Raw genomic sequence first — 21,330 nt, forward strand, 5'->3', positions numbered from 1 at the left:
CGACCATGAGCGACAAACCGACATACGACGACTGGAAGCCCCTTGCCGACAAGGAAGTGAAGGGCCGTGATCTCACCTGGCACACGCCCGAGGGGATCGCCGTGAAGCCGCTCTACACCAGCGAGGATACGGCTGGCATCGATGCCGGCGTTCCCGGCATCGCGCCGTTCACGCGCGGGCCCTATGCCTCCATGTACACCGGCCGTCCGTGGACCATCCGCCAGTATGCCGGCTTCTCGACCGCCGAGGAGTCGAACGCCTTCTACCGCCGCAACCTCGCTGCGGGCCAGAAGGGGCTGAGCGTGGCTTTCGACCTCGCGACCCACCGCGGCTACGACAGCGATCACTCGCGCGTGGTCGGCGATGTCGGCAAGGCAGGCGTCGCGATCGACACCGTGCGCGACATGGAAATCCTGTTCGACCAGATCCCGCTCGACGAGATGAGCGTGTCGATGACCATGAACGGCGCGGTAATCCCGGTCATGGCCTTCTACATCGTCGCGGCCGAGCGGCAGGGGGTGAGCCAGGACAAGCTTGCCGGGACCATCCAGAACGACATCCTCAAGGAGTTCATGGTCCGCAACACCTACATCTACCCGCCCGAGCCGAGCATGCGGATCGTATCCGACATCATCGCATATACCTCGGCCAACATGCCGAAATTCAACAGTATTTCGATCTCGGGCTATCACATGCACGAAGCCGGGGCGACGGCGGTGCAGGAACTCGCCTTCACCATCGCCGACGGCAAGGAATACGCGAAGCGAGCGATGGAGGCGGGGCTCGATATCGATGCCTTTGCGCCGCGCCTGTCGTTCTTCTGGGGCATCGGCATGAACTTCTTCATGGAGATCGCCAAGATGCGCGCGGGACGCGCGCTGTGGCACGACGTGATGGAAGGGCTGGGGGCAAGGGATCCCAAGTCAAAGATGCTGCGCACCCATTGCCAGACGTCGGGCGTTTCGCTGCAGGAACAGGACCCGTACAACAACGTCATCCGCACCACGATAGAGGCGATGGCGGCGGTGCTGGGCGGAACGCAATCTCTGCACACCAATGCGCTGGACGAGGCGATTGCGCTGCCGACCGACTTCTCCGCCCGCATCGCGCGCAACACGCAGTTGGTGATCCAGGAAGAGAGCGGCGTCACCAAGGTCGCGGACCCGCTGGGCGGCAGCTATTACATCGAGAGCCTGACCGCTGCGCTGGTCGATGAAGCGCGAAAGCTGCTGCAGGAAGTCGACGCGGCGGGCGGGATGACCGCCTATGTCGCCACCGGCAAGCCCAAGGCCGCCATCGAGATGGCCGCCGCCGCCAAGCAGGCGAGCGTGGACAAGGGCGAGACGGTGATCGTGGGCGTCAACAAGTACCGGCTCGCCAAGGAAGACCAGCTCGACACGCTCGACATCGACAACCACGCCGTGCGCCAGAGCCAGATTGCGCGTCTCGAGCGGGTGCGGGCAGGGCGCGACGAAGCGGCCTGCCAGGCGGCGCTCAAGGCCCTGACCGAAGCCGCTGCAGCCGATCCGCGCGCGGCCCGCGCTGCGCTTGCCGACGGCCGCGACGAGAAGGGCGTGCCGCTGCCGCCGTCGGTGGTCGCGGAGATGCAGGCCAAGGGTGACGTGAACCTCCTCGCCCGCGCGATCGAATGCGCACGCCACGATGCGACGCTGGGCGAAATCTCGGCGGCGATGGAGGCGGCCTTCGGGCGTTACGACACGCTGCCGCGCCCGGTACGCGGGGTCTATTCCAGCGCCTATGCGGGCGATCCGCGTTACGAGCAGGTGGTCGAAGGTGTGCAGGCCGTCGAACGTCGCCTTGGCCGCAAGCCGAAGATCATGGTCGCCAAGATGGGCCAGGACGGCCACGACCGCGGCGCCAACGTGATCGCCAGCGCCTTTGCCGACATGGGCTTCGACGTGCTCAGTGGCCCGTTGTTCCAGACGCCGCAGGAAACCCGCGACATGGCGCTCGACAATGGCGTCGATGCTATCGGCGCGAGCAGTCTTGCCGCAGGCCACAAGACCCTGATCCCCGAACTGATCGGGCTGCTGAAGGAAGCCGGTCGCCCCGACATCAAGGTCGTCGCAGGCGGCGTCATCCCGCCGCAGGATTACGACTTTCTGCGCGAGGCCGGGGTTCAAGGCATCTACGGCCCGGGCAGCAACGTGGTCGAGTGCGCAGCGGACATGTTGCGCTTGCTCGGCCACAATATGCCGCCTGCAGGTGAGGACCTGGACGAGGCTGCTGAATGAGCGCTTCCGGTTCCAGCCAGTTCGTGCCGATCGCCACGATGATGTTCGCTGCCGGACTGGGAATTCCAGTTTTCGCGGCGCTGAACTCGGGGCTCAGCCAGCAACTCGGCGGCCCGGTGGCGGCCACGGCAGTAACATTCGCTGTCGGCTTCGTGATCGCGATCGCGACGCTAACCTTTACCGGATATCCCCCTGCGAGCGCTTTCACTTTTGAAAAGCCGTGGCTCTGGATCGGCGCGATAGTGATGCTGTTCTACGCCACGTCGGTTGCTTATTCCGCGCCGCGCATCGGGCTGGGCAATGCGATCTTCTTCGTCTTGCTCGGGCAGATCGTGGCAGCGGCCATTATCGACCATTTCGGACTGCTCGGGACGATCCAGAGCACCATTACTGCCAAGCGAGCCATCGGGCTGATCGTGATGGCAGTCGGACTATACCTCGCCAGGAAACCTGCATGATCCAAATCCGTACCGACTGGACCCGCGAGGAGATCGCGGGCCTCTTCGACCTGCCTTTTACCGAACTTCTGTTCCGCGCCGCCACCGTCCACCGCGAGTTCCATCCGCCCGAGCAGGTCCAGCTCTGCACGCTGCTGTCGATCAAGACCGGCGGTTGCCCGGAGGATTGCGGCTATTGCTCGCAGTCGGTGAAAGCCGACAGCGGTGTAGAAGCGACCAAGCTGATGGGGGTGCAATCGGTCCTCCAGCGCGCGGCGCAGGCGAAGGACAACGGCAGCCAGCGGTTCTGCATGGGCGCCGCCTGGCGCAATCCCAAGGACCGCGACATGCCCGCCATCGTCGAGATCGTGAAGGGCGTGCGTGCCATGGGGCTGGAGACCTGCATGACGCTGGGCATGCTGACGCCGAAGCAGGCGGAGATGCTCAAGGAAGCGGGCCTCGACTATTACAATCACAATGTCGACACTGGGCCGGAATACTACGAGCGTGTAATCTCGACGCGCAACTACCAGGACCGGCTCGCCACGCTGCAGAACGTGCGCGATGCGGGCATCAACGTGTGTAGTGGCGGGATCGTCGGCATGGGCGAAACGCGCGAGGACCGGGTGGGCTTCGTCCACACGCTCGCTACGCTCGAACGCCATCCCGAAAGCGTACCTGTCAACGCGCTCGTGCCGGTGAAGGGCACGGTGTTGGGCGACATGCTGGCCGATACCCCGCTCGCCAAGATCGACGATATCGAATTTGTCCGCACCGTCGCGGTGGCCCGCGTCTGCATGCCGATGAGCATGGTGCGGCTCTCCGCCGGTCGAGAGTCCATGAGCGAAGCCACGCAGGCGCTGTGCTTCATGGCGGGCGCGAACTCGATCTTCACCGGCGACAAGCTACTGACCGCACCCAATGCCGGTGACGACTCCGATGCAGCGCTGTTCACCAAGCTTGGCCTTACCGCGCTGAAAAATCAGGAGCCGATGCGGGATCGCCAAGCGAGAGATGCAATTCTGGCGTAATCATGTCGCCTCCTTACAAGGATTGGGTCTCAGGGGTTGACACAGGACCCTTGGACGGGTCCGGTAACCCTGCTGGGGGACAACAGCACAATTGATAATTCGGGCGCTTTTGCGGGTCGTATCCTTCAACGGGGAGATGACTGATGAAAAAGCTAATTCTTGCTGCCGCCGCGCTTGGCCTTGGACTGAGCGCAACCCCTGCCGCTGCCGACGATGCAACGTCCCATGAACTGCGCGAGGTCGACTGGTACCGCGTCCAGTTCATCAAGTGGAAGGAAGGCAAGGGCGGGCGCGCCCATGAGATCATCGAGATCTTCGAGAAGACCGACAAGGCGCTCGGCTGGAACGACGTGATCGATTTCCACATGAGCACTGGCGAGTGGGACTCTGTAGTGGCGATGAAGATGCGCAATGGCATCGCATCGATGGGCTGGAAAAAGGACCCTGACGGCGACAAGTGGATGGCCGAATTCTCCAAGCAGGCCGGGGGCGAGGACAAGGCCAAGGCCCTGTTCGCCGAGTTCGACGAATGCATCCTCGAACAGCAGACGCAGATCGGTCATATCGACATCAACGAATGACCCTCGCGCAATGGCGCAAACCTGCGCCTTGATACCGGGCCTCCGCTGCGGCATGGGCGTGTCACACGACTGTCCGTTTCGGAGGCCCGATGTTTTCCAAGATCCTGATCGCAAACCGTGGCGAAATCGCCTGCCGGGTCATCAAGACCGCACGCGAAATGGGTATCAGGACAGTTGCCGTCTATTCGGACGCCGATGCGCGCGCGCCTTTCGTGCGGATGGCGGATGAGGCGGTGCATATCGGTCCGGCGCCGGCTGCGGAAAGCTACCTGATCGCGGACAAGATCATTGCCGCTTGCAAGCAAACCGGGGCCGAGGCGGTTCATCCGGGCTATGGGTTCCTTTCCGAACGCACCAGCTTCGCCGAGGCGCTGGCCAGGGAGAACATCGCCTTCATCGGCCCGCCGGTGAATGCCATCGCCGCGATGGGTGACAAGATAGAGTCCAAGAAGCTGGCCAAGGAAGCGGGGGTCAATGTCGTCCCCGGTTTCGTCGGCGAGATCGAGGATACCGAGCACGCAGTCCGTATCTCGAACGAGATCGGCTACCCGGTGATGATGAAGGCCAGCGCCGGCGGCGGCGGCAAGGGCATGCGCCTCGCCTACAACGAAACCGACGTGCGAGAAGGCTTCGAGAGCGTGAAGCGCGAGGGGCTGAACAGCTTCGGCGACGACCGCGTCTTCATCGAGAAATTCATCCTCAATCCGCGCCACATCGAGATCCAGATCCTCGGCGACCAGCACGGCAACATCGTCTACCTCAACGAGCGCGAGTGCAGCATCCAGCGCCGCCACCAGAAGGTGGTCGAGGAAGCGCCGTCGCCCTTCGTCACGCCGAAGATGCGCAAGGCGATGGGCGAGCAGTGCGTCGCGCTGGCCCGCGCGGTCGGGTACTACAGCGCAGGAACGGTCGAACTGATCGTCAGTGGTGCGGATCCGAGCGGCGAGAGCTTCTACTTCCTCGAGATGAACACCCGCCTGCAGGTAGAGCATCCTGTAACGGAAGCGATCACTGGCGTAGACCTTGTAGAGCAAATGATACGTGTCGCGGCGGGTGAGAAGCTCTCCTTCACGCAGGACGATGTGAAGATCGACGGCTGGGCGATCGAAAACCGCGTTTATGCCGAAGATCCTTACCGCGGCTTCCTTCCTTCCACCGGCCGCCTGGTGCGCTACCAGCCGCCGGTAGAGCCTTGGGCCGATGACGGGGCAGAGAACGGCCGCCGCGGCGTGGCCGGGGTTCGCGTCGATGATGGCGTGTTCGAGGGCGGCGAGGTGTCGATGTTCTACGACCCGATGATCGCCAAGTTGATCACCTGGGGCGAAACCCGCGACGAGGCGGCGGACTTGCAGGTGCAGGCGCTCGATGCGTTCCGGATCGAGGGTCTCGGCCACAATGTCGATTTCCTCAATGCCATCATGCAGCACCCGCGCTTCCGTTCGGGCGAGCTGACCACGGGGTTCATTGCCGAGGAATATCCCGAAGGCTTCCACGGTGCTGCGGCTTCGGATGAGCTGCTGCGCGGGCTTGCGGCGATCGGCGGGGTGATCGCCACCGCCGATGCCGACCGCGCACGGCGGATCGACCAGCGACTCCACGACCATTACTACGCACCCGGCGACTGGACCGTGCGCATCGGCGAGCGCGATTATCGCGTGGTGCTGGAAGAGGATGCGATCACTGTCGATGGCGAACCGGTCGACATCGACATGGAATACACGCCGGGCGAGGCGATGCTCGACCTTGAGCTGGGTGACGAGGCTTTGACCCTGCAGCTCGCGAAGACCCGCACCGGCTATGCCATTACCACGCGCGGCGCGACGCACCGCTTGCGGATCCTCCAGACGCGTATCGCGCATCTGGCCGACCACATGATCGAAAAGATCCCGCCCGACCTGTCCAAGCTGCTCATCTGCCCGATGCCGGGTCTGCTGGTGAAGCTGCACGTCAGCGAAGGCGAGGAGGTCCAGCCGGGCCAGCCGCTCGCCACTGTCGAAGCGATGAAGATGGAAAACATCCTCCGCGCCGAGAAGCAGGCCGTCGTGAGCAAGATCAACGCCGGCGAAGGCGACAGCCTCGCGGTCGATGAGATCATTCTCGAACTCGAATAGCGAAGTCCGCGTTCGAATTTACCAAATCGGTGCGCAATTTTCCGATTGTGCACTTGCTCAATATTGCAAAATTGCAATTAACGGGCCGGTTCATGGTAAACCCGCTTTTAAGGAATCCCGACCCCGCAGATAATGGCCTCCTTCGAGTCGCTTCTGAAGCATCTACGCACAGGAGTTCGCAGTTATGGCACACAGGGGAACAGGGTTCTTCGACACGCGGGGTCACTACCACAAGACCCCCGAGGACGCGACGATCGCTGACCTTGCAGCATTGCTCGGCAAGATCGGCGAAGGCGAAAGCCTCGCGCCCGGCATCGCGATGACATTGCTCGACCGGAGGAGCGAAATCGAGCGCCTCTTCGCCGAGCACGACACGATGATGGTCGACTACCAGCCGATGGGCGCGGGCAGCAAGATCACGCGCCTGACACCACGCGCGAGCTAGTCGGCCGCGTCAACTGCGGCGAGGATCCTTGCCGCACAGGCGTCGAGTTGGCCGTCATCGTTCACGACCGTGAGATCGTAGTCGATACCTTCGTGAATGCGGCCCGCCTGGTTTCGAGTGAGCCCGATCATGCGGTCGCCACGCGCCTTCTCGCGTCTCTCGGCCTCCGCTAGCGGGACATCGACGCGCACGATGGTCAGCTCGTGGCCCGCCAGTTGCGAGCGGTAGTCATCCACTTCCAAGGTCGTGCAAACATCATCGACGATCATGTCGATCCCGCGATCTGCTGCGACCCTGACGAAATCGCGCATGGCCTGGCGTAATTCCAGTCCTCGCGGTCCGCTGGTAAAGGAAATTTCCGGGACATCCGGGTCCTTTGCCGCATTCCTGACCACGAACCACTCGGGCGATGTCTCCCGCCCGACCGGGATCATCGAAATGAATTTATCGAAAGTGACGTGGAGCCAGTCACGTTCGGCCTGGTCCTGCATTTTTCGCGCAAGTGACGATTTGCCGGCGCTGCTGACGCCCGTGAGGACCACGACGCGCGCCATTACTCCTCGATCATCGCCACTGCGCGGATCCAGCCAGCGCTGGCGCGCTCGATCTTCACCGGGAAGCAGCTGACCGTGAAGCCATGGTCGGGAAGTGCGGCAAGGTTGGTCAGTTTCTCGATCTGGTAATAGGGTTGGATGCGCCCGGCCTTGTGGCCTTCCCAGATAATTTTCGGATCGCGCTCTTCCGCCCAGCGCCGCGCGGTGTGGCTGAAGGGCGCATCCCAGCTCCACGCATCGGTGCCGACCACCTCGACTCCGCGTTCGGTAAGCCACAGCGTGGCTTCTTCGCCAAGGCCCACACCCTGATCGGTGAAGTTCTCGGTTCCGTACACGGCGCCCGATTGCACCAGCACGATATCGAGCGGCTGCAATTCATAGCCCATCTTGGCAAAGGCTTCTTCAACCTCGGCAGCGGTGACGACGTGGCCGTGCGGAAGGTGGCTGAAATCGAGCCTTACGCCCGGGCGCAGGAAGCGATCGAGCGGTGCTTCGTCGATTCTCGGCGCAGGCGCCGCGCCGCTGTTCGTGGTCGAATGGAAATGCCACGGCGCATCCATGTGCGTGCCGTTGTGCGTCGATAGTTCGAGCATCTCGACCGCCCAGCCTTCGCCATCGGGCAGATCGTCCTTTTCCAACCCCGGGAAGAACATGGCGATCTGCTGCCATGTGTTCTCATGGGTCATGTAGGTGATCTTCGGACGCATCACCTCGGGGTCCGAAACCACGTCGTTGGTGATGGGGATGGAGAGGTCGATGAAGCGCGTCATGCTGCGCAGCATGGGCGCAGCGCAGGTGGCGGTCAATTGCCGCGCAACTGTCCCTCGAGGAAGTCCGCCACATCATCCAGCGCGACGTCCCTGGCGACAAAGGCATCGCCTATGGCGCGGAGCAGGATGAAGGGCAAAGTGCCCGCGTCCATCTTCTTGTCGTGCAGCATGTGCGCGACAAGATCTGCGCCGTCGCAATCCAGCCCCAAACCGGCGATCTCAGTCGGAAGGCCAGCATTCGCGACCGCGCGTGCGACCTTTCCCGCATCAGCGTCGCCAATCAGGCTGCGCCTGGCAGAGTATCGCGCAGCGAGGACCATGCCCAACGCCACGCCCTCTCCGTGCAGCAGCCGATCGGAGAAGCCGGTTTCCGCCTCAAGCGCATGGCCGAAGGTGTGACCGAGATTGAGAAGGGCACGCGTATCCTTCGTCTCACGCTCGTCTTCGGCAACGATCCGGGCCTTCGCTGCGACGCTGGTGGCGACTGCGTGTTCGAGTGCAGCAGGCTCGAGCGCGACAACCTCGGACCCGTGGTCCGCCAGCCAGTCGAAGAACTCCGCATCGCCCAGGACGCCGTACTTCAGTACTTCGGCATATCCGGCGCGCATTTCGCGAGCGGGCAGCGTGGCCAGCGTGTCGAGGTCGGCCAGCACCAGCGAAGGCTGGTGGAAGGCGCCGATCAGGTTCTTGCCCGCCGCAGTGTTGATCGCGGTCTTGCCGCCAACCGAACTGTCGACCTGCGCAAGCAGCGTGGTCGGCAATTGCACGAAGCCGCAACCGCGCTTGAGGATGGCACAGGCGAAGCCGGTCAGGTCGCCGACCACTCCGCCGCCCAGCGCCAGCACATGGTCGCCACGCTCGACGCCCTCCACCAGCAGCCAGTCGGTCAGCTTGGCAAGCGAATCCCAGCTCTTGGAGCCTTCGCCGGATGCGACCTTGTACAGTGCGATTTCGTGTCCTGCCGCGCCGAGCGACTTCTTCAGTCTTTCCCCGTGCGCGGCCCACGCGTTCTCGTCGGCCACGACCGGCACGCGGGCCTTGCGCAGGAAGGCCTTTGCACGCGTGGCGGCATCGTCCAGCAGGCGGTGACCCACCTCGACGTCATAGCTCCTGCCGGCCAGTTCGACCCCGATCACAGCCATGCGTCGATTGCCTCCAGGATGCGGTTCACGGTCTCCGTATGCGGACCGTCATCGGTCATGACATGCAATTGCGCCTGCGAATACGCACCTTCGCGCTTCTCCTTGAGCGCGGTGAGGATTTCGCGGGGATTGCCGTTTCGCAGCAGCGGACGGGTGTTGCGGCGACCGGTGCGCTCGACCAGCGTATCGATGTCGCAATCGAGCCAGACCGCCAACCCGCGCTCGAGGATCAGCGAGCGCGTCTCGTCGTCGACAAAAGCGCCGCCGCCGGTTGCGATGACGCCGAAATCCTCTTCCATCAGGCGTGCGATAACGCGACGCTCGCCATCGCGGAAATACGCCTCGCCATGCGCTTCGAAGATTTCGGAGATGCTGCGGTCGGCCGCGCGCTCGATCTCCTCGTCGGCATCGACGAAGCTGGTGTCGAGCAGGGTCGCCAGACGTCGCCCGATGGTCGACTTGCCCACTCCCATCAGCCCGACCAGCACCACCGGTCGATCCAGCCGGTTTGCGATACCGGCTATCTCTGCTTCGGTCATGGCGAGCGCGTGGGTCATTGCCGCCGTGCCTAGAGATGGGCTAGGGCGCGCACAAGGTATCAGCACTTGAAACGGGACGCGAAAATCTTGGCCATGAGCTCTAGGCGGATCGGGGGAATACTGGCGGTGGCGTTTCTGGCTCTGTGCGTCCTTGCCTGGATCGACGGGGGCGAGGAACCGCTGCACCCGATCGAGCAGGAAATTTCTGTGCCCGGAGGCGTGCAATGAAGGCGTCCTGGCTGATCGGCGGCGCGGCGCTTGCCCTGACTTCCACCCTGGTGTTCGCGCAGGACGCGCCCGAGGACCTGCTGCCGCCGGGTTTCGACAATCCGGCACCTGCTCCCCGCGCGACCCCGGCCCCATCGCCGGGTGCCCCGCGACCCGCACCGACTATCCCGGGCGAGGTGGTCCAGCCGCTCCCGACAGCGACTTCTAGCGCGCCAGAGGCCTCCGGCTTCGACTTCGGCAAGCTGCCGACGCTCGAGGAACTGGAAAAGATGACCACCGACGAGCTCGACGATTTCCTCGGGCTGAAACCGAAGTTCGATATTCCGGCGGCTGCAAGGCGCTCGCCCGAAAAGGCCGGTGTCATTGCGCTGGCCGAAGGCGGGCTGCCGTCTGAATCGCTGTCGAAACAGCCGGCCGCGCTGGTGCGTGCCGCTCTTGCCGGCACCAAGGCGCCGCTCGTGTCGCGCTGGGGCCATATCCTGCTGCGTCGCGCTCTGGCGAGCCGCCTCGCTGCGCCCGAAGGCATGAGCCCGATCGAATTCGCCACGCTGCGCGCCCGCGTGCTCAACACGATGGGCGAACATGGCGTTGCGCGGGCACTGGTGCAGGATATCGACACGGCGAACTATTCGCCGCAGCTCGCGAACGCGGCGGTCGACGCCTATATCGGCACGGCGGATATCGTCGGCGCCTGTCCGGCAGTGCGCCTCGTGAAGACCGACCGCGACGATGCCGAGTGGAAGATGCTCGCGGGCATCTGCAACGCCTATGCGGGCGAGGAAACGCGGGGCCTCAACGACCTGCGCCGCCTGCAATCTCGCGGCGAGGGAGCGCCGATCGACGTGCTGCTGGCACAACGTTTCGCAGGGGCGGCGGGTGAAGGACGCCGGGCGGTCACCATCGAGTGGGACGGCATCGACAAGGTCACCCCCTGGCGTTTCGCGCTCGCCAATGCGCTGGGCGAACCATTGCCCAAGAACCTGACCGACGACCTTGGCGATGCGCTGTTGCGCAGTGCCGCCGTGACGCCCGCGCTCTCGCCGACCGAGCGGCTCCGCGGAGCTGATGTCGCTGCCCAATCGGGTATTTTCTCGTCCGCAGCGATGGTCGACCTCTACTCGCAACTTTACGCAGAACCGGGCGACAATGACGACGCGGCACGCATCGCCAGCCGCCTGCGCGATGCCTACGTCGGCAGCGATCCGGCAGCCCGCCTCGCAGCCATTCGCGACGTGTGGAACGGAGCGGGCGACTTCGGTTACGCCCGCATGGTGCTGACCGCCTATGCCGCAGCGCGCATGCCCGCGCAGTCGGATTTCGCCGACGATGCGGGCGAACTCATTGCCTCGATGCTCACTGCCGGTCTGGACCGCGATGCGATGCGCTGGAACGCGACGGTCGAGGAAGGCTCGCTGGGCTGGGCACTGCTGGCACTGGCTGAGCCGAAGCGCCAGGCTGCCGTCTCGAACGGCGAACTCGACAGCTTCGTCGACGATGATCCTTCCACCGGACAGCGCAAGTCGCGCATGCTGGTGGCGGGGCTTGCCGGATTGGGACGGGTCGGGGACGCCGAAATCAAGGACTACAGCGATCGCCTGTCGATGAGCCTCGGCGGCGAGACCCGCTGGACCCGGGCCATCGATGCCGCCGCAAAGGCGCGCAACCCGGCGCTGGTGGCCATTCTCGCCGGCCTCGGCATGCAGGGCGACAGCTGGGACAGGATGACCGCGCGTCACCTTTTCCACATCGTTTCCGCCCTGCGCGCAGTCGGGCTGGAGGCGGAAGCACGGATGATCGCCGCGGAGGCGGTCGCACGCGCCTGACGTGAGCGCGATTTCCGACTTCCTCGCCATGCTCGCTGCCGAGCGAGGCGCGGCACGCAATACTATCCTCGCCTACGGACGCGATCTCGAACAGGCTGAGGAGATGCTCGGCAGTTCGCTTGCCGACGCATCGACCGCGCAACTCGCCAGGCTGGCACAAGGCTGGGCCTCGCTTGCGCCGGCGACGATGGCACGCAAGGTTTCCGCGTTGCGCCAGTTCTTCGGCTTCCTTGTCGACGAGGGCCTACGCGAGGATGATCCCAGTCACGCCCTGCCGCGACCCGCAACGAGGCGGCCCCTCCCAAAGATCCTCAGCCATGCCGAGGTCGAACGCCTGTTCGCGCAGGCCGAGGAAGAGGCAGCGAGCGACAATCCGCTTGCGGTGCGGCTGCTTACCCTGCTGGAAATGCTCTACGGCTCCGGGCTGCGGGCGACGGAACTGGTGTCCTTGCCCCTGTCGGCCGTGCCGCGCGATGCACCTTTCATCACGGTCATGGGCAAGGGCGGACAGGCACGGATGGTGCCAGTCAGCCAGCGCGCAATCGCCGCGCTTTCACGCTGGCTGCCTTTGCGCGAGGGCGGCACGCAATTCCTCTTTCCGTCGCGCAGCAAGCACCTCTCCCGCATCCGGCTGTACCAGCTGCTGAAGGAACTGGCCGTCCGTGCCGGATTGCCGCCGGAAAAGCTCAGCCCGCATATCCTGCGCCATGCCTTTGCAACGCATCTGCTCGAGGGCGGAGCAGACCTGCGCGCACTGCAGACGCTGCTCGGCCATGCCGACATTTCCACGACGCAAATCTACACCCATGTCGATGCTGCGCGACTGGTGAAGCTGGTAAACGAGCGGCATCCGCTTGCGCGCCGCGCCGCATCGGACTAGCGCGACGCGATGATTTCTTACCTCGAATTCGAGAAGCCCGTCGCGGAGCTGGAACAGCGCATCGCCGAATTGCGCAGCGCGTCCGAAGGCGACGATGTCGATATCTCCAACGAATTGCAGCGCCTCGAGCTGAAGAGTGCCGAATTGCTGGCGAGCACTTACGCCTCACTGACGCCGTGGCAAAAGACCCAGGTCGCACGCCATCCGTCGCGGCCGCACTTCCGCGACTACGTCGAACACGCGTTCGAGGAATTCGTCCCGCTTGGCGGCGATCGCCTCTATGGCGACGACGATGCCATCCTCGGCGGCCTCGCCAAGCTGGGCGGACGCAAGGTCGTGCTGATCGGGCATGAAAAGGGCAACGACACGGCGAGCCGCATCAAGCACAATTTCGGCATGGGCAAACCCGAAGGCTATCGCAAGGCGATCCGCCTGATGGAACTGGCCGGACGCTTCGGGCTGCCGGTGGTGACGCTGGTCGACACCTCGGGCGCTTTCCCGGGCGTGGAGGCGGAAGAGCGCGGGCAGGCGGAAGCCATCGCCCGGTCGACCGAAGCCTGCCTCGCGCTGCCGGTCCCCATGGTCGCCGCGATCGTGGGCGAGGGCGGTTCGGGCGGCGCGGTCGCGCTGGCCAGCGCCGAGCGGGTGCTGATGTTCGAACACGCGGTCTATTCGGTAATCTCGCCCGAAGGTTGCGCTTCTATCCTGTGGCGCACGGCCGAGAAGGCTCCCGATGCCGCCGAAGCGATGAAGGTCACGGCACAGAACCTTGCCGATCTGGGCGTTATCGACCGCATCGTCCCCGAACCTGTCGGCGGGGCGCATCGCGATCCGCGCGCGGCGGCACAAACGCTGGCCACCGCCATTGGCGAGGAGCTAGACATGTTGTCGCGCGAGGATTCCGCCAGTCTGATCCGGATGCGGGAAGAGCGGTTCCTGAAAATCGCCGGCTGAACGGGCAGGGAGGCAGCTCGGGAACAAACTGCCCGGCCTCCCGGTTTCCCCTTGCATACACGAACTTAAGGAGGGTCGCTCGTGCGGCCTTTCCGCGCAAGGGGAGCCCTCATATGCCGCGTTTCAAATCCTTAGCTGCTGCCTCGACCGCCACACTCTCGCTCGCGCTTGCGGGCTGCATGGGTACAGGCAGCATTCCCGACGCCTCGGCCCCCATTACCCAGAGTGAAGCGCAGGCCGGAGCCGAAGCGCATCCGCAGCTGCTCGCCGAATTCGGCGGTGCGATGACCGGCAGCCAGGCACAATATGTCGAGCAGGTCGGCAAGAACATCGCCGTCCAGTCGGGCCTCGGCAATGCGCGCGAAAGCTTCACCGTGTCGCTGCTCAACAGCTCGGTGAACAACGCCTTCGCCATCCCCGGTGGCTACATCTACACCACCCGCCAGCTCGTCGCCCTGATGAACAACGAGGCGGAACTCGCCGGCGTTCTCGGCCACGAGGTCGGCCACGTCGCGGCGCGTCACTCGCAGCGCCGCCAGGCCAAGGCGCAGCAGAATTCGCTGCTCGGCGCGGCAGGTGCGATTCTTTCGGGCATCCTCCTCGGCAACAGCGGGCTGGGGCAGCAAATCGGACAGACCTTCCTGCAGGGCTCGCAGCTGCTGACGCTGAAGTTCTCGCGCACGCAGGAACTCGAAGCTGACGAACTGGGCATCCGCTACCTCAACCAGGCAGGGTACGATCCCAAGGCGATGGCAACCGTCCTGCAGAGCCTGGCACTGCAGAACGCTCTCGATGCGCGCCTGATGGGCCGCGACAATGCGTCGATCCCCGAATGGGCGTCGACGCACCCCGATCCGGCCAGCCGCGTCCAGACTGCGCTGACTAAGGCGCAGGGCATGAGCGGCGTCACCAACCGCGACACGTTCCTCACCCGCATCGATGGGCTGCTCTACGGCGACGATCCCAAGCAGGGCGTTATCGAAGGACGCGAGTTCATTCATCCCGAACTGCGACTTGCGTTCACTGCACCGCAGGGCTTCTACATGATCAACGGCACGAGCGCCGTCTCGATCAGCGGCCAGAGCGGTAAGGCCCAGTTCTCGCTCGCGCCGTACAATGGCAACCTCAACACCTATGTGCAGAGCGTCTTCTCGGCGTTGAGCAAGGAGCAGCAGGTCACGCCGTCGTCGATCCAGAAGACCACCGTGAACGGCATTCCGGCCGCATACGGCACCGCACGCGTGAATTCGAGCAGCGGCCAGGTGGATGTGACCGTATTCGCCTACGAATTCGCCAATGATCGCGCCTATCACTTCCTCGCCATTACCCCGGCGGGCCAGGCAAGCACGTTCAACGCCATGTTCTCGTCGATGCGCCGGATCACGGCACAGCAGGCGAGCGGTGTGATCCCGCGTGTTCTCGACGTGATCACTGTTCGCAGCGGCGACACCGTCGCCTCGCTGGCGAGCAAGATGGCCTATACCGACAACCAGGTCGAACGCTTCCGCGTCCTCAACGGCCTGACTGCCAATGAAAACCTCACCGTCGGCCAGAAGGTGAAGATCGTGGTGCGGGGTAGCTAAGCCCCGATCCACATCTGCTTCAGGCAAAGAAAAAGGCGGCAGGATTGCTCCTGCCGCCTTCTCTTTGTGTGCGTGCTATCGCTTAGGCAGCGGTGTTAGCAGCGCTCATCGAGGTGCCGACCTTGTTGAAGGTGGTCGACAGTTCGTTGCCGAGGCTCTGCATGGCGGTGATCGCAGCAACGGCGATCAGAGCAGCGATGAGGCCGTATTCGATGGCGGTCGCGCCCTGTTCGTCGCGAAGCAGCTTGTTGATGAACTTCATGTGTCGTCTCCTGGTTCAGTCTTCGTTCCCGGCTCTCTCCGACAATGTACGGTTCGAGCGATCTTCGTTTAGCAGGCGAGAAGTTGAGAAATTCCTAACTCGTTCGCCAACTTTCCTTCCCTCAGGCAGCGGCCGTTGCGGCAGCCACCTTGTCCTTCACATTGGTCCACATGCCGATGGTGCTCTGCCCGAAAGCAGAGATGCCGCCGACCATGGCCAGGAAGATGAGGGCGAGGATCAGCCCGTATTCGACAGCAGTGGCTCCGCTGGTGTCGTGTCCCAGTTTCTTGAGAAATTTGACCATTTCAGAGTTGCCCCAATTGTCACTTTGTCGAAGCTGACATCGACGGGATAAGGGGGGCAGAGTTAAGAAACAGTTGAGGGAAGACGCGGAATTGGAAAAAAATCCGACATGGATGTGCGTGGTTGCCTTGGCTCTCCATGACGGGAAGGGACATTGGCTTATGCATCGCCGCCCTGAAGAAAAGCATCATGGCGGCCTATGGGAATTCCCGGGGGGCAAGGTCGAATCGCGCGAAAACCCTGCGCAGGCGCTTGTTCGCGAGATTTCCGAAGAGCTTGGATTGACGCTCGATCCGCGCAAGCTGGAGCCGTGTCGATTTGCGCAGGAAGAGCCTGGCGAACGCGAATCCCCGATTGTCATCCTTCTTTACACTTGCAGTTGGGGCGGCAGCGCGTTGGCCGCGCTGGAGGGTGGGGAGATCGGGTGGTTCACCCCGTCAGCCATCCTTGAGCTCGACATGCCCCCTCTCGATATTGCCCTTGCTGCAGGTCTCTTCGAAAAAGCTTCGGATTAGGGATTGCCAAGCCTGAAACCCGCACCTATGTGGCGCCCTCCAGCGCACCCGTAGCTCAGCTGGATAGAGCACCAGACTACGAATCTGGGGGTCAGAGGTTCGAATCCTTTCGGGTGCGCCATACAAGCCCATCCCTCGCAAGAGGGGTGGGCTTTTGTGGTTCCGGGGCTAATCGTCCTCGTCCTCGAGCGAGTGCATGTCATCATCGCTGAAGCCGAAATGATGGCCCGCCTCGTGAATGACCACGTGGCGAATGAGGTCGTCCATCCGCACGCCGGTATCTCGCCATTCCGCGATCAGCGGTTCGCGGAACAACCAGATTCGCGCCGGCATGCGACCGCTTTGCCAGATCGATCGATCGGGCAGCGGGTGACCTTCATAGAGACCGGTCAATTGCCAACGTTCCGTGAGGCCGACCGATGCGAGCTGTTCCGTGGTCGCGAAGTCCACCACCTGCATGACGATTTCGCCCATCTGCTCACGAAACTGCTCGGGAAGGGAGGCAATCACCTCCTCGGCCATCTGCTGCATCTGGCCAGGTGTCGGACCCTGTCGTCGCTCGAACATGGCTGGGGATATGGGCAGCACCGGTTTCGGGCGCAAGCTGCGGAACCCGAGCGCCGCTGACCTGTTGGAAGGGCAAAGGAGACTTTCCCATGACCGACACCGCCGAAATTTTCGACCGCCTCAAGAAAGATCACGACAAGCATCGCGAACTTCTCGATCGGCTGCTGGAGACCTCTGGCGAGAGCGAAGAGCGCAAGATGCTCTTCACCGAGCTGACCAAGGAACTGAAGGCCCATGCCGCTGCCGAGGAGCAGGCGCTGTATTCCACCATGCTGCGCAAGCCCCCGACGACCGATGACACGCGGCACTCTGTGGCCGAGCATCACGAGATCGAAGAGGCGCTCAACGATCTTGCCGCGACCGACATGTCCGAAGGCGGCTGGCTGACCAAGTTCAAGACCTTCGACCACGACTATCGCCACCACATCGACGAGGAAGAGCAGGAGCACTTCCCCGAGTTCGAGGAATACCTCGACGAGAACGACATGAAGCACATGCGCAGCGTGTTCGAGCGGCGGAAGAAGGAAGAGAAGGCCGAAGCCGAGGTCACGCCCGAGAAGAAGGAAGACGCCAAGGAATAACGGCCGGTACAGGGGGCAGACTTTTGGCTGACGACATCGATCCCAGCTGCACTTCGCAGTTGGAGCCGGGCATCGAGCCCGGGACATGGCGCTATGAACACGCCACTCGCGCGACGATGATCGTCGATGCGGCGGATTATTTCACCCATATGCAGGATGCGATGCTCAATGCGCGCAATCGCATCCTGCTAATCGGCTGGGATTTCGACACCCGCATCCATCTCGACCATGGCCGCCGCTGGTGGCAGCGTGGCTGGAAGAGCGAGCACCCGAAGCGGCTGGGCAGCTTCATCGCCTGGATCGCGCGCAAGCGCAAAAACATCGACATCCGAATCCTAAAGTGGAGCGTCGGGCTCTTCTCGATGATCGGGCGCGGGACCATGTGGTACGACATCGCCCGCTGGGCGCGGCACAAGCGGATCACTTTCAAGTTCGATACGGCTCATCCGGTCGCGTGCAGTCACCACCAGAAGATCGTCGTAATCGACAACCGGGTGGCGGTGTGCGGTGGCATCGACATGACCGACCAGCGCTGGGACACGCGCGAACATCGCGAGGAGGATGCCCGGCGCAGGACTCCACGTGGAAAGTCATATGGCCCTTGGCACGATGCAACCATGATGATGGAAGGCGACGTTGCCCTGGCCTTGGCCGAACTGGGCGCGGATCGCTGGACCTGCGCCGGGGGTGAAGCCATTCCCGAGATCGACCCGTGCGACAACTCCCCTTGGCCCGAAGCGCTCAAGGCACAGTTCGAAGACGTTGAGATCGGCATTGCGCGTACCCGCGCGGCCTATCGCGATTGGGACAAGGTCGACGAGATTCGCCAACTCTATGTCGAGCAGATCAAGCGGGCGAAGAAGCTGATTTACGCGGAAAGCCAGTATTTCGCATCGCGTGCGGTTGCCGAGGCGATCCTTGCGCGCGTGCAGGAGGAAGACCCGCCCGAAATCGTCATCGTCCACCCGGCCAACGCCGATGGCTGGCTGGAACAGCAGGCGATGGACCATGCCCGTGCCGAACTGGTCCGCTGCATCAAGGAGGCGGACCACAAGAACCGCTTTTCGATCTGGAACCCTTATACCGGCGAAACGCCGATCTACGTCCATGCGAAAGTGACGATCGTCGACGACGAGATCATTCGCATCGGTTCGGCCAATCTCAATAACCGCTCGATGGGTCTCGACTCGGAGTGCGATGTGTTCATCGACACCGCACGCCCGGCCAATTCCCATGCCGGCGATGCGATTGCGGCGCTACGTCGTTCGCTCATCGCGGAGCATACCGGGGTGGACGAGGACGAGGTCGATGATCTCATTGCCCGTCATGGTTCGCTCGCGGAAATGATCGATCACACCCAAACCGAAAGCGGCCGAAACCTCGTCCGCTATCATCCGCCGGAACTCAACGATGCGGAAAAGTCGCTGGCGCAGAGCCAGCTGCTCGACCCCGAAGATCCCGGCGACATGTTCGAGCCATTTGCAAAAGGTGGAATGTTCCGCGATGGGAGCCGCTTGGGACGCATCCGGAACAGGATCAGGAGGATCAGGGGCAAGTGAGCAGCCTTGTAGGACCCGACGAAGACGACCCGCGCGGCAAGCCGCCGGTGCCCGAGCATGTGCAGGATGCAATTCGAACGCTCATCGAATGGGCAGGCGATGATCCGACGCGCGAGGGCCTTCTCGATACGCCCGCGCGCGTCGCGCGCGCGTGGAAGGAATACTGCCTCGGTTACGAGGATGACCCTGCGTACCATCTGAGCCGAGTGTTCGAGGAGGTCGGTGGCTACAACGAAATCGTGCTGCTCAAGGACATCCCGTTCCAGTCACACTGCGAGCACCACATGGCACCGATCATCGGCAAGGCCGCGATCGCGTATCTGCCCAATGACCGCGTGGTCGGCATCTCCAAGCTGGCCCGCGTGCTCCACGGCTTCGCCCGACGCTTGCAGGTGCAGGAGCGCCTTACCGCCGAGGTTGCCGATTGCATCTGGGAAAACCTCCAACCGCAAGGCGTAGCGGTGGTGATCGAGGCGGCTCATAGCTGCATGACCGCGCGCGGCGTGCGTACGCCCGGCGTCGGCATGATTACGAGCCGGATGATGGGCACATTTCTGGAAGACCAGCGCAGTCGCAAGGAAGTGCTCAGCCTGATGGGCTACGGCTGACGGTTTAGCGGCTGAAGATGCGCTCTATCAGACCCGGCCGCTTGCGCCGGGGCGGTGTTTCGCCGGCTACCATGTAAAGGTAGTTACCGAGCAGGACCGCCTGTTCCTTGGTAATGAAATAGCGGAACTCGCGCACGTCGTCGTTGCTCTGCGGAGTCTTGCGAGTGCTCTGCATGGTGAGCAGCGTCTGGTTGCCGGCAGGCGTAGCCTTCCAGCCCAGCAGGACGCCGAAGTCTCTTTCGGGATCGGTTTCCGGAGTATCCACCATTCCCCCCAATCCCGCACATGATGCGCCCCACCGTGCGAGTCGTGCAAGGCGGGGCGCAACATTGTCCGCAGATGGGACGGTTGGCGTCAGAGCTGCCCGAGCAGGTGCTCCGCACTCGAAACCGAGAAATCCCCCGGAGCCTCGACATTCAGTTCCTTGACCACGCCGTCCTCGACGATGGCCGACCAGCGCTGGCCACGCTTGCCCATGCCGAAACCCGAACCATCCATAGTCAGGCCGACTGCTTCGGCGAAATCGCCGTTGCCATCTGCCAGCATGGTGACTGCATCAGCGCCGTTGGCAGCCTTCCAGGCACCCATGACGAAAGCGTCGTTGACCGCGGTAGCAACGATTTCGTCGACACCCTTGGCCTTGAGCTCGTCGGCTTTGTCGACATAGCCGGGAAGGTGGCGCGCGGAGCAGGTCGGTGTGAAGGCACCCGGGACCGAGAAAAGCGCGATAGTCTTGCCCTTGAAATATTCGCTCGACTGGACTTTCTCGGGACCGGCTTCGGTCGCCTTCACGAGTGTCACGTCGGGCAGCTTGTCACCCACCGAAATCGTCATTGCCTGGATTCCTTGTCTATTCCGTCCGGTGCCGGAGGTAGGCGGGCGGTGTGGCAAGTGCAACCGCCGCTGGATGGTTAATTCTGCTTTACTGCGGCTCTTTAAAGACCGGTAAACTTCTCGGTGCGAATTTCTCTCCAGCGGGCACAGGGACGCGCCGCAGGGAGACAGGGACATGCACATCGGGAAGACCTTCATTGCGGCCGCAAGCGCAGCAGCAGTGCTATTGACTCCAGTGGCGGCTGGCGCCGCACCTTCGCAGAACGCTGAAAATATCCGCAAGCTCGACATCATGCTGATGGTGACCTCGCTTCGCTGCCGTATGGGCAAGGACGATTTCCAGCCGCAGTATCGCAAGTTTTCGGCCAACCACATCACGACGCTGAACGGCGCTGCCAGGACGCTCGAGGCTGGCCTCGTAAAGCGTCACGGTGCCAAGGGGGCCAAGCGCGCGCTCGACCGCATCAGCGTGGGCATGGCCAACCAGTACGGGCAGGGTCATCCGTGGCTCGACTGCGGCGCTCTGAAGGACATTACCAGCGATCTCGCTGCCAGCAAGAATTCCGCCGACTTGTCGCTCGCAGCCGACGAACTCCTGGCATCGGGGCCGCGCAACGGGGGGCGCTTCGCGGCTCGGTAAGTCCTCTCGGGGTCGTCGGGTTACGGGGGTTGTTGCCCTCGACCCGGGGAGCGGCTAGGGGCGGCGCCGACAAGCGCCGCCCTTTTCGCATCTGCGGTGCATATCCCCTATCCACCCGAGGATTGACC

General features: G+C 63.3%; 24 protein-coding genes and 1 tRNA gene. 16 read left to right on the forward strand and 9 right to left on the reverse strand.

The window, feature by feature from the left end; translation table 11 throughout:
• Positions 1-5: 5 nt before the first annotated feature.
• The 6 genes from scpA to RAM60_RS04240 all read left to right on the forward strand — a co-directional run bounded on the left by scpA (position 6) and on the right by RAM60_RS04240 (position 6,860).
• Entirely contained in the window at positions 6-2,255 is a 2,250-nt protein-coding gene (gene scpA / locus RAM60_RS04215; protein ID WP_369025439.1) for a methylmalonyl-CoA mutase, read from the forward strand.
• Positions 2,252-2,713, forward strand: coding sequence for a DMT family transporter (locus RAM60_RS04220; RefSeq protein WP_369025438.1), 462 nt, complete (start codon positions 2,252-2,254; stop codon positions 2,711-2,713). The genes scpA and RAM60_RS04220 overlap by 4 nt, the downstream gene beginning before the upstream one ends.
• A complete protein-coding gene (gene bioB / locus RAM60_RS04225) occupies positions 2,710-3,723 on the forward strand; it encodes a biotin synthase BioB (protein WP_369025437.1) in 1,014 nt (337 codons plus the stop codon). The genes RAM60_RS04220 and bioB overlap by 4 nt, the downstream gene beginning before the upstream one ends.
• Positions 3,724-3,866: 143 nt before the next feature.
• Positions 3,867-4,304 (forward strand): hypothetical protein, encoded by a 438-nt coding sequence (locus tag RAM60_RS04230; RefSeq protein WP_369025436.1) that lies wholly within the window; start codon positions 3,867-3,869, stop codon positions 4,302-4,304.
• Positions 4,305-4,393: 89 nt separating this feature from the next.
• On the forward strand, positions 4,394-6,415 hold the full coding sequence (locus RAM60_RS04235) for an ATP-binding protein (RefSeq protein WP_369025435.1): 2,022 nt from the start codon (positions 4,394-4,396) through the stop codon (positions 6,413-6,415).
• A gap of 184 nt (positions 6,416-6,599) precedes the next feature.
• Positions 6,600-6,860 (forward strand): hypothetical protein, encoded by a 261-nt coding sequence (locus tag RAM60_RS04240; protein ID WP_200983489.1) that lies wholly within the window; start codon positions 6,600-6,602, stop codon positions 6,858-6,860.
• On the opposite strand, the gene RAM60_RS04245 is transcribed toward RAM60_RS04240, so the two are convergent.
• From RAM60_RS04245 to RAM60_RS04260, 4 genes are read right to left on the reverse strand one after another with little or no spacing between them, the layout of a single operon-like run.
• Complete coding sequence (locus RAM60_RS04245) at positions 6,857-7,414, reverse strand: phosphotransferase-like protein (RefSeq protein ID WP_369025434.1); 558 nt, start codon at positions 7,412-7,414, stop codon at positions 6,857-6,859. The two genes, RAM60_RS04240 and RAM60_RS04245, sit on opposite strands and share 4 nt — an antisense overlap.
• On the reverse strand, positions 7,414-8,184 hold the full coding sequence (locus RAM60_RS04250) for a cyclase family protein (RefSeq protein ID WP_369025433.1): 771 nt from the start codon (positions 8,182-8,184) through the stop codon (positions 7,414-7,416). The genes RAM60_RS04245 and RAM60_RS04250 overlap by 1 nt, the downstream gene beginning before the upstream one ends.
• A 32-nt stretch (positions 8,185-8,216) precedes the next feature.
• Positions 8,217-9,326 (reverse strand): 3-dehydroquinate synthase, encoded by a 1,110-nt coding sequence (gene aroB / locus RAM60_RS04255; RefSeq protein WP_369025432.1) that lies wholly within the window; start codon positions 9,324-9,326, stop codon positions 8,217-8,219.
• The gene (locus RAM60_RS04260) at positions 9,317-9,883 is read right to left on the reverse strand and encodes a shikimate kinase (RefSeq protein ID WP_200983497.1); all 567 of its coding nucleotides are present in this window, start codon (positions 9,881-9,883) and stop codon (positions 9,317-9,319) included. The genes aroB and RAM60_RS04260 overlap by 10 nt, the downstream gene beginning before the upstream one ends.
• A gap of 206 nt (positions 9,884-10,089) precedes the next feature.
• On the opposite strand from RAM60_RS04260, the gene RAM60_RS04265 reads away from it, so the two are divergent.
• The 4 genes from RAM60_RS04265 to RAM60_RS04280 all read left to right on the forward strand — a co-directional run bounded on the left by RAM60_RS04265 (position 10,090) and on the right by RAM60_RS04280 (position 15,333).
• Positions 10,090-11,916: a hypothetical protein gene (locus tag RAM60_RS04265; protein WP_369025431.1), complete on the forward strand. Its 1,827-nt coding sequence runs from the start codon at positions 10,090-10,092 to the stop codon at positions 11,914-11,916.
• A gap of 1 nt (position 11,917) precedes the next feature.
• Entirely contained in the window at positions 11,918-12,796 is an 879-nt protein-coding gene (locus tag RAM60_RS04270; protein ID WP_369025430.1) for a tyrosine recombinase, read from the forward strand.
• Between the two features lie 9 nt (positions 12,797-12,805).
• On the forward strand, positions 12,806-13,750 hold the full coding sequence (locus RAM60_RS04275; RefSeq protein WP_369025429.1) for an acetyl-CoA carboxylase carboxyltransferase subunit alpha: 945 nt from the start codon (positions 12,806-12,808) through the stop codon (positions 13,748-13,750).
• Positions 13,751-13,863: 113 nt separating this feature from the next.
• The gene (locus RAM60_RS04280; RefSeq protein ID WP_369025428.1) at positions 13,864-15,333 is read left to right on the forward strand and encodes a M48 family metalloprotease; all 1,470 of its coding nucleotides are present in this window, start codon (positions 13,864-13,866) and stop codon (positions 15,331-15,333) included.
• Positions 15,334-15,415: 82 nt separating this feature from the next.
• Here RAM60_RS04280 and RAM60_RS04285 read toward each other — a convergent pair whose 3' ends face one another.
• Together RAM60_RS04285 and RAM60_RS04290 are read right to left on the reverse strand one after the other, a co-directional pair.
• Entirely contained in the window at positions 15,416-15,595 is a 180-nt protein-coding gene (locus RAM60_RS04285; RefSeq protein ID WP_200983507.1) for a Flp family type IVb pilin, read from the reverse strand.
• A gap of 121 nt (positions 15,596-15,716) precedes the next feature.
• Positions 15,717-15,899, reverse strand: a complete 183-nt coding sequence (locus tag RAM60_RS04290) for a Flp family type IVb pilin (RefSeq protein ID WP_369025427.1) — start codon at positions 15,897-15,899, stop codon at positions 15,717-15,719.
• Between the two features lie 112 nt (positions 15,900-16,011).
• Here RAM60_RS04290 and RAM60_RS04295 point away from each other — a divergent pair, with 112 nt between their 5' ends.
• Both RAM60_RS04295 and RAM60_RS04300 read left to right on the forward strand, forming a co-directional pair.
• On the forward strand, positions 16,012-16,413 hold the full coding sequence (locus RAM60_RS04295) for an NUDIX domain-containing protein (protein ID WP_369025426.1): 402 nt from the start codon (positions 16,012-16,014) through the stop codon (positions 16,411-16,413).
• 44 nt (positions 16,414-16,457) lie between these two features.
• Positions 16,458-16,534 (forward strand) — tRNA-Arg (locus RAM60_RS04300).
• A 47-nt stretch (positions 16,535-16,581) separates the two neighbouring features.
• Here the strand turns inward: RAM60_RS04300 and RAM60_RS04305 are convergent.
• Entirely contained in the window at positions 16,582-16,980 is a 399-nt protein-coding gene (locus RAM60_RS04305) for a metallopeptidase family protein (RefSeq protein WP_369025425.1), read from the reverse strand.
• 89 nt (positions 16,981-17,069) lie between these two features.
• Between RAM60_RS04305 and RAM60_RS04310 the strand changes: the two genes are divergently transcribed.
• Genes RAM60_RS04310 through folE form a run of 3 tightly spaced genes read left to right on the forward strand, consistent with a single transcriptional unit; the run spans position 17,070 to position 19,728 of the window.
• On the forward strand, positions 17,070-17,561 hold the full coding sequence (locus tag RAM60_RS04310; protein WP_369025424.1) for a hemerythrin domain-containing protein: 492 nt from the start codon (positions 17,070-17,072) through the stop codon (positions 17,559-17,561).
• 23 nt (positions 17,562-17,584) lie between these two features.
• Positions 17,585-19,120: a phospholipase D-like domain-containing protein gene (locus tag RAM60_RS04315; protein WP_369025423.1), complete on the forward strand. Its 1,536-nt coding sequence runs from the start codon at positions 17,585-17,587 to the stop codon at positions 19,118-19,120.
• Positions 19,117-19,728, forward strand: coding sequence for a GTP cyclohydrolase I FolE (gene folE, locus RAM60_RS04320; protein ID WP_200983511.1), 612 nt, complete (start codon positions 19,117-19,119; stop codon positions 19,726-19,728). The genes RAM60_RS04315 and folE overlap by 4 nt, the downstream gene beginning before the upstream one ends.
• Before the next feature lie 4 nt (positions 19,729-19,732).
• On the opposite strand, the gene RAM60_RS04325 is transcribed toward folE, so the two are convergent.
• A complete protein-coding gene (locus RAM60_RS04325) occupies positions 19,733-19,996 on the reverse strand; it encodes a hypothetical protein (RefSeq protein ID WP_369025422.1) in 264 nt (87 codons plus the stop codon).
• 86 nt (positions 19,997-20,082) lie between these two features.
• Positions 20,083-20,562, reverse strand: a complete 480-nt coding sequence (locus RAM60_RS04330) for a peroxiredoxin (RefSeq protein WP_200983513.1) — start codon at positions 20,560-20,562, stop codon at positions 20,083-20,085.
• A gap of 175 nt (positions 20,563-20,737) precedes the next feature.
• Here RAM60_RS04330 and RAM60_RS04335 point away from each other — a divergent pair, with 175 nt between their 5' ends.
• Positions 20,738-21,202 (forward strand): S-adenosyl-L-homocysteine hydrolase, encoded by a 465-nt coding sequence (locus RAM60_RS04335; protein ID WP_369025421.1) that lies wholly within the window; start codon positions 20,738-20,740, stop codon positions 21,200-21,202.
• The last annotated feature ends 128 nt before the right edge of the window (positions 21,203-21,330 follow it).

This window comes from Qipengyuania sp. RANM35 (assembly GCF_041021145.2).
GTDB lineage: Bacteria > Pseudomonadota > Alphaproteobacteria > Sphingomonadales > Sphingomonadaceae > Qipengyuania > Qipengyuania soli.

Excerpts from the sequence above, each read along its gene's own strand:
- scpA (WP_369025439.1), top strand. The coding sequence starts at position 6 with ATGAGCGACAAACCGACATACGACGACTGGAAGCCCCTTGCCGACAAG.
- RAM60_RS04220 (WP_369025438.1), top strand. The coding sequence starts at position 2,252 with ATGAGCGCTTCCGGTTCCAGCCAGTTCGTGCCGATCGCCACGATGATG.
- bioB (WP_369025437.1), top strand. The coding sequence starts at position 2,710 with ATGATCCAAATCCGTACCGACTGGACCCGCGAGGAGATCGCGGGCCTC.
- RAM60_RS04230 (WP_369025436.1), top strand. The coding sequence starts at position 3,867 with ATGAAAAAGCTAATTCTTGCTGCCGCCGCGCTTGGCCTTGGACTGAGC.
- RAM60_RS04235 (WP_369025435.1), top strand. The coding sequence starts at position 4,394 with ATGTTTTCCAAGATCCTGATCGCAAACCGTGGCGAAATCGCCTGCCGG.
- RAM60_RS04240 (WP_200983489.1), top strand. The coding sequence starts at position 6,600 with ATGGCACACAGGGGAACAGGGTTCTTCGACACGCGGGGTCACTACCAC.
- RAM60_RS04245 (WP_369025434.1), bottom strand. The coding sequence starts at position 7,414 with ATGGCGCGCGTCGTGGTCCTCACGGGCGTCAGCAGCGCCGGCAAATCG.
- RAM60_RS04250 (WP_369025433.1), bottom strand. The coding sequence starts at position 8,184 with ATGACGCGCTTCATCGACCTCTCCATCCCCATCACCAACGACGTGGTT.
- aroB (WP_369025432.1), bottom strand. The coding sequence starts at position 9,326 with ATGGCTGTGATCGGGGTCGAACTGGCCGGCAGGAGCTATGACGTCGAG.
- RAM60_RS04260 (WP_200983497.1), bottom strand. The coding sequence starts at position 9,883 with ATGACCCACGCGCTCGCCATGACCGAAGCAGAGATAGCCGGTATCGCA.
- RAM60_RS04265 (WP_369025431.1), top strand. The coding sequence starts at position 10,090 with ATGAAGGCGTCCTGGCTGATCGGCGGCGCGGCGCTTGCCCTGACTTCC.
- RAM60_RS04275 (WP_369025429.1), top strand. The coding sequence starts at position 12,806 with ATGATTTCTTACCTCGAATTCGAGAAGCCCGTCGCGGAGCTGGAACAG.
- RAM60_RS04280 (WP_369025428.1), top strand. The coding sequence starts at position 13,864 with ATGCCGCGTTTCAAATCCTTAGCTGCTGCCTCGACCGCCACACTCTCG.
- RAM60_RS04285 (WP_200983507.1), bottom strand. The coding sequence starts at position 15,595 with ATGAAGTTCATCAACAAGCTGCTTCGCGACGAACAGGGCGCGACCGCC.
- RAM60_RS04290 (WP_369025427.1), bottom strand. The coding sequence starts at position 15,899 with ATGGTCAAATTTCTCAAGAAACTGGGACACGACACCAGCGGAGCCACT.
- RAM60_RS04295 (WP_369025426.1), top strand. The coding sequence starts at position 16,012 with ATGTGCGTGGTTGCCTTGGCTCTCCATGACGGGAAGGGACATTGGCTT.
- RAM60_RS04305 (WP_369025425.1), bottom strand. The coding sequence starts at position 16,980 with ATGTTCGAGCGACGACAGGGTCCGACACCTGGCCAGATGCAGCAGATG.
- RAM60_RS04310 (WP_369025424.1), top strand. The coding sequence starts at position 17,070 with ATGACCGACACCGCCGAAATTTTCGACCGCCTCAAGAAAGATCACGAC.
- RAM60_RS04325 (WP_369025422.1), bottom strand. The coding sequence starts at position 19,996 with ATGGTGGATACTCCGGAAACCGATCCCGAAAGAGACTTCGGCGTCCTG.
- RAM60_RS04330 (WP_200983513.1), bottom strand. The coding sequence starts at position 20,562 with ATGACGATTTCGGTGGGTGACAAGCTGCCCGACGTGACACTCGTGAAG.
- RAM60_RS04335 (WP_369025421.1), top strand. The coding sequence starts at position 20,738 with ATGCACATCGGGAAGACCTTCATTGCGGCCGCAAGCGCAGCAGCAGTG.